The following is a 3,932-nucleotide window of genomic DNA, read 5'->3' on the forward strand; positions in this document are numbered from 1 at the left end:
CGTCTCCTTCGTCTCGGTGACCCAGCAGTTCAACACCACCACCTCCATGGGACGGCTGACGCTCAACGTGCTGCTCTCCTTCGCCCAGTTCGAGCGGGAGGTCACAGCAGAGCGCATCCGCGACAAGATCGCCGCGTCGAAGAAGAAGGGCATGTGGATGGGCGGCGCCGTGCCCATCGGCTACCGGGTCGAGGACCGCAAGCTGGTGATCGACGCGGAAGCAGCAGCGACGGTCCGGCGCATCTTTCAACTCTATCTCGGCCTCGGCTCGGTGAGAGAGGTGAAGGCCGCCTGCGACGGGCAAGGCATCGTCACTTCCATCCGGACCAGCCGCTCGGGCCGTAGGTCCGGCGGCGACAGCTTCAGCCGCGGCCATCTCTATTGGCTGCTGCGCAATCCGATCTACATTGGACGGGTGAAGCATCGTGGCCAGACCTATAAGGGTGAGCACGAACCGATCATCGATATGGCAATGTGGGAGACGGTTCAGGCGATGCTCGACGGCCGTGCGAAGCGTCGCCGGGCGCAGGTCAACACCCCGTCACCATCTCACCTGCTCAAGGGCCGGCTGTTCGATGAGACCGGCGAGCGGCTCTATGCCACCCAGGCCCAAAAGCGGGGCCGGCGCTATTCCTACTACACCTCGAAGCATCTGGTGACGCGCAAAGCCGAGAGCAGCAGCGGCTGGCGGCTCCCCGCGCGGGAACTCGACAGGATTATCGTCGACCAGATCGTGGCACTGCTACGCGACCCGTTGCGGGTGATGGACCTGATGATCCACGGACGCAGCGAAGATGCGGCAATCGCCGGAATACTCGATGTCGCCATCGTCGTCGCCAACGTGCTTGCCGGCGACGATGACAGAGCCCGACGAGAGATGCTCGAGAGCCTGCTCGAACGGGTCGACCTCAGAGATAGCTGCATCGTGGTTCACCTTCGGCCTTCTGCCATCGACTTCGATACGGCGGGGCGCAAACATTCGATGGTGCCGGGAGACGAGGATGGCGATGCAGCCGTGGCGGTGGAACTCCCCGTGAAGCTTCAACGCCGTGGCACAGGCAGCCGCATCATCCTGGCCAACGGTGAACAGGAAGTCGGTGGGCCTGACGCAAACCTCATCCGCCTCATCGCGGACGCACATCGGTGGAACAGGATGCTGGCTGAAGGCGAGGTCACCTCGCTGCAGGAGCTGGCTCGACGCGATCGGGTCGACCGCAGCGACATCGGCCGAACCCTGAACCTCGCCTATCTCGCACCCGACATCATCGAGGCTATCCTCGACGGTCGGCAGCCTGCGGGACTCACCGCCTACAGCCTAAGCCGCATGTCAGCGCTCCCACTGGACTGGTCGGAGCAACGCCGGGCACTCGGCTTCGGCGCGTGACCTCGCGGGACTGCTCATTTGATGGTGGGGAGGTCGAAATCGGCTGGAAGAGACGCGGGCGCATTTGGCGCGGTTTCGTCTCCCCTTTGGCGTCTCCCGGGACGCCCTTCAGCGCGGCGAGCCCCGCAAAGCCGGGCAAACCGCGGGTCTCCGCCGGGACGCGGTGTGGACATGGGTTCGCGGGAGACGGGGTGGTGGCGTCGGCAGTCTCCACGGTACGGGTCTCGTGGATCAAAATTCCCTGTTAAGGCCCCAAAAACAGGGAAATTTGTCGAATTTGCAGGGAACCACGGCAGCAAGGCGCGAATTCCTACCACGATTTCAGGGCCTTAGACCAAAAATTCCCTACGGCCCGAACAGGGAGTTTTTGAGCCGTAACAGGGAAATTTGAGCGCCGATCAGGGAACCTCGGCAAGCGTTCAGGGAAGACACACTTCTCGGGTGGCCGCTGGGGGCGGTCTCCTCTCATTCGACTATCGCACGAGAGGAGATCGAGATGGCCGATGGTCGAGCACAGTGGAGGCGTCATTGTGAGGCGTTCTGGCGGACGCATCATGAAGCATGGAAGCCTAGCGACCTGAATCAGTGAGAATATTGCGAAGCGCACGGCATCCCGCTTAAGGCATTCGGGAACTGGCGGGCGAAATTCAAGGCCGAGACGGAGGCGCCAAGGGTTTCGCCTGCTTTACCGCCGCGGTGGCGCAAGTCACACTCCAGGTCACACCCTTAGTCACGGGACTTATCCCACTTCGCCAGCACCTGTCGTGCCGCCGGCTCGGCCGGGGCATCGGCGGCGGTTCCGCGCCGTTGGCCAGCTCCGGATTCTCGCCGAGGCGGTCAGGTCGGGCGTCAGCCTTTCGAGTGTCGCGCGACGCTACGACATTGCTTGAGAAACCGCGACCGCGCTCATACAGAAGCCTCGATGGTTGTACCCAAGTGGCCGGTCGAAACAGGGGCCTGTTCACCTCCTAGACTGGCAGATCCGCGACTTATGTGATCTACTTCTCTTTGGTGGAAAGGCTGGCCCGACGCAGTCTTTCGAATTTGTCACCCGCGGCGAATTCCTGATATCCGCCGCGCATTCGTCGGAGTCCGATCATGCCTTTGCTGAACATCAATTGCCAGGATGGTTTCAACGTACTCCTCGGTAGGATGCTCTATCCGGCCAAGCAGCCGGATGAAACCAGGCGCGCCGCGGATTGCGCAAGCCAGATCACAGCGGCAGCGATCTCAGCCTATCCGGAGTGGGCCGGGGAGATTTCGTACGAGGGGCTGTCCGGGAACCAAAGTGCGATCAACGCCGGACTCGACGATCTGCCGACGAGATGGCGGCGCGGCACGGCCGCCGGCGCGACACTCTGGATGCTTTTCGCGCTTCACGGTTCGGAGCCTCAAAGAGCATCCTGGAACGCGGCCGCTGACCTGGTCGAGGATTTTGCACAGGATCCCTACTTCCCCAGCGACAAGACAACGCTGATCAGATGCGTCAGGCAGTTCGGGCCCGTGCTTCATTTCTGGGGCGCCCTTTGGATGCGTGAGGGCGGCTTTCGCGCCGATTTCGAGGATCGGGGGCTGGCCGTTGATGACTTCCGACGTTTTCTGACCACGGCGGAAATCCTTCGGCAGTGGGGACAGGCAACTCAGTCCAGGCGGAAGCCCAACAAAACATTCCTGCCCGCCAAGATGTGGACGGTCCCGCAGGAATTACTGCTGCTGGAACCGCCCGAAGGGCCGGTAAAACTTCATGCGCTCACTCTGGATGAGGCCATCCTCGAAGGCCGCAAAAAGCCCGGTCGGCCGAGGGTTGTGTAAATCGCCAATAGGCAACTTTGAGGTTTGATTCTTCGTTTTTTATCTTTGTCCGAATAGCGGCTACGCCTTTCTTCATCACGCATCTGATGAAGGAAACGGCCATGTCGACGCGATATCATCGCAAAACCCGCTCACCTCACTCCGCCGTTTGCACGGAGGCCATCGAACGCCGGCTGGGTCCGCTTGAAATCCAGGATGTGGCGATCGGCGAACTGAGGCCGAACCCGCGCAACGCCAAGATCCACTCGGCGAAGCAGGTCGGGCAGATCGCGGCAAGCATCCGGGAGTTCGGGTTCTGCAACCCGATCCTGGTCGACGAGGACAGCCGGATCATTGCCGGGCATGGGCGTCTCGAGGCGGCCCGGCTGCTGCAGATGGCCAGGGTACCGGTCATTCGGCTCGCCGGGCTCAGCGCGGCGCAGAAGACGGCGCTCGCGATCGCCGACAACCGCATCGCGGAGAACGCGGGCTGGGACCCCGAACTGCTCGCCCTGGAGATCGAGAGCCTGGTCGACACCGAGATCGACCTGACGGTGACCGGCTTCGAGATGGGCGAGATCGACCTGGTTCTCCAGGTGGGGGAGGACGGCCCTGCCCTCGACGGCGACGACGAGATCCCTGAAGCGGACGCCGATGCACCGGCCGTCACCCGACCGGGCGATCTCTGGCTGATCGGCAATCATCGTCTGCTCTGCGGCGATGCCCGTGACCCGGCCGCCTATGGGCGGCTGCTCGA

3 protein-coding genes are annotated in these 3,932 nt (G+C 62.7%); all 3 read left to right on the plus strand.

The features are described 5' to 3' along the window. Positions 1 to 1,384 (plus strand): recombinase family protein (locus CWC60_RS22145; RefSeq protein ID WP_109796101.1); only part of this gene is annotated, 1,384 nt, incomplete at its 5' end. A gap of 1,098 nt (positions 1,385 to 2,482) precedes the next feature. Beyond that, positions 2,483 to 3,196, plus strand: coding sequence for a hypothetical protein (locus tag CWC60_RS22150; RefSeq protein WP_109796102.1), 714 nt, complete (start codon positions 2,483 to 2,485; stop codon positions 3,194 to 3,196). Between the two features lie 197 nt (positions 3,197 to 3,393). Next, on the plus strand, positions 3,394 to 3,932 hold a 539-nt coding region (locus CWC60_RS22155), incomplete at its 3' end, for a ParB/Srx family N-terminal domain-containing protein (protein ID WP_164516694.1).

Source organism: Minwuia thermotolerans (assembly GCF_002924445.1).
GTDB lineage: Bacteria > Pseudomonadota > Alphaproteobacteria > Minwuiales > Minwuiaceae > Minwuia > Minwuia thermotolerans.

Excerpts from the sequence above, each read along its gene's own strand:
- CWC60_RS22150 (WP_109796102.1), top strand. The coding sequence starts at position 2,483 with ATGCCTTTGCTGAACATCAATTGCCAGGATGGTTTCAACGTACTCCTC.